This is a genomic window from Pseudoxanthobacter sp. (genome assembly GCF_036822375.1).
Classification (GTDB): domain Bacteria; phylum Pseudomonadota; class Alphaproteobacteria; order Rhizobiales; family Segnochrobactraceae; genus Pseudoxanthobacter.
The window spans coordinates 1-2060 of sequence record NZ_DAISHT010000357.1 but is presented as its reverse complement, the minus strand read 5'-3'; the positions used below and the strand labels follow the sequence as shown (position 1 = coordinate 2060).

Annotated in this window: 2 protein-coding genes; both read right to left on the bottom strand. The window is 71.2% G+C overall.

Annotated features, from left to right (window positions below):
* Positions 1-995: L-serine ammonia-lyase (locus V7067_RS17580; protein WP_334177179.1), on the bottom strand; the 995-nt coding region annotated here is incomplete at its 3' end.
* Positions 996-1475: 480 nt separating this feature from the next.
* A complete protein-coding gene (locus V7067_RS17575; RefSeq protein WP_334177178.1) occupies positions 1476-2036 on the bottom strand; it encodes a sarcosine oxidase subunit gamma family protein in 561 nt (186 codons plus the stop codon).
* Positions 2037-2060 lie beyond the last annotated feature (24 nt).

Sequence of the window (2060 nt, the reverse complement as noted above, 5' to 3'; positions counted from 1 at the left end):
CCGGAAATGGAGGCATTGCGCTTGATGAGCGAGCCGATGGCCGCCGCTGTCAGCAGGAAGTCGCGGCTGCGCTTCAGGCTGTATTCCGGGCAGAAATCGCGGAAATAGCGCAGCGTGGCGGGAATGATGCCGGCCGCGCCGTTGGTGGGGGCCGTCACCACGCGGCCCCCGGCGGCGTTCTCCTCGTTGACGGCAATGGCGAAGGTCGCCACCCAGTCCATCACCTCGTGGGCCGGCCGCGTGCCGCCGGTGCGGTGATCGTTGAGGGTCTTGTAGAGCTTGCCCGCCCGGCGCTCCACATTCAGCCGGCCGGGCAGCGGGCCGCTCTGGGCAAGGCCGCGGTCGATGCAGGCGAACATCGTGTCGCGGATACGGTCGAGATCGGCGATGACTTCGGCTTCCGGCCGCAGGGCTTTCTCATAGGCCATCTGCACGTCGGCGATGGTCAGGCGGTGGCGGTCGGTGAGGGCCAGCAGCGCCGCGCCGGAGGCGAACGGAAACGGCGGTGCAACGCCGGTCTCGACGGCCGCATTCTCGCCCTCCGCCACCACAAAGCCGCCGCCGACGGAATAGAACACCCGCTCGTGCAGCAGGTCCCCGCGGGCATCGAATGCGGTAAAGCGCAGGGCGTTGCTGTGGCCGGGCAGCAGGGTCTGGAAATCGAAGGCGAGGTCGCGGTCCGGCACGAAGGCAACCGGCCCGGCGCCCGGCAGCAGCAGCGTGCCGTCAGCGGCCTGAGCGGCGATGAGGCCGGCAACGGCATCGGGATCGAGCGTGGCCGGCACCTCGCCGAGCAGGCCCAGAATGACGGCTGTGTCGGTGCTGTGTCCGCGTCCGGTCCATGCCAGCGAGCCGAACAGCGTGGCAGCGATGCGGGCGACGCCGGCAATCGGCGCGACCTCCTCGCGAAAGCGCAGGGCGGCCACCATCGGCCCGACGGTGTGCGAGCTTGAGGGGCCGATACCGATCTTGAAGAGCTCGAACGCGCTGATCATGCGGATGGGCTCCGGGCGTGGAGGGAACGGATCTGAAAGCGCCCGCCTCGGGCGTCGTCATCGGGGGCACGGTGCCTGATGCCGGCCCCAAAAGCCGGCCCGTCAGGGCCATCGGCACGGCGACCGGCGGGGGTGTCGCCGGGCCGGCAAAGCGCAAGGCCGGCACAGCGCCGCCATTTTCTGCGGGGCGCCCCGGCGAAACCGGCGGCGGTGCGTCCTGCGGTCTGATCCGCCGGCCCGGCCCGTCTGAACCCCGGCGGTTTTGCCCAGGGGCAGCAAGGGCGGCGCGGCAAGAACGGTGCGGCAGAGATGGAGACGGCCGACATCGGGGTGCCGGGGCCCGTCGCGCCGCGGGCATACCGCGGGTCTTTCATTCCGGGCAGGGCCGGTGCCGCGGCGGGCCTGCCGCCCCCGTCCGGGTGTCTTTCAGGCTGCGGTATCGGGTCCGCGTGCCGTGCGCCGCGGACCGGACACGGCAGTTCAGCGGGCGGCCTCGTTGAGGTACGCCTGCACATAAGGCGAGAACGAGCGCCAGCACTCCACCCGCCAGCCCTTGTCGTCGGCCGGGCGGATCAGCACGATTTCGCTCTTGCCCAGCAGGGTGCGGGTGGCGGAACCCGGCGGAAAGGCCCCGTCGGAAAGGTCCAGCGCACAGCCGGCATTCAGCACATCCGCCACCGCAGGGCCGGAAAGCTGAAGGGCGACGTTGCGGTGGGAGATATCCACCAGCGAATGGAACACCGCGCCGAACGCCGCCGAGAGAGCGGCTTCCAGCGCCAGTCCCTCGCCGTCGGCGGCAATCAGCAGCCATTCGTCGGGCCCGGTGCGCACGGCGAGGCGGTCGCCGCCGCCGCGCACGGAGTTGATGGGCCCCGTCAGATCGAATTCCGCGGCCGTGCCGATCGCCGCGGCTTCTGCCGGATCGATGCGCAGGGCGAAGCGGGTTGCCGGCGGCAGCACCAGAACCGTTGCGGTCTCCGGTGCGCCGGAGGGGGCGAGGGTGGCCAGCGCCGGCCGCCGGGCGAGGTTCGTCTCAGCCATTGAGGCGCTCTCCCTTGGGATCGA

What these genes read in the sequence shown, in the direction of transcription:
- V7067_RS17575 (WP_334177178.1), bottom strand. Translation starts at nt 2,036, where the DNA reads ATGGCTGAGACGAACCTCGCCCGGCGGCCGGCGCTGGCCACCCTCGCC.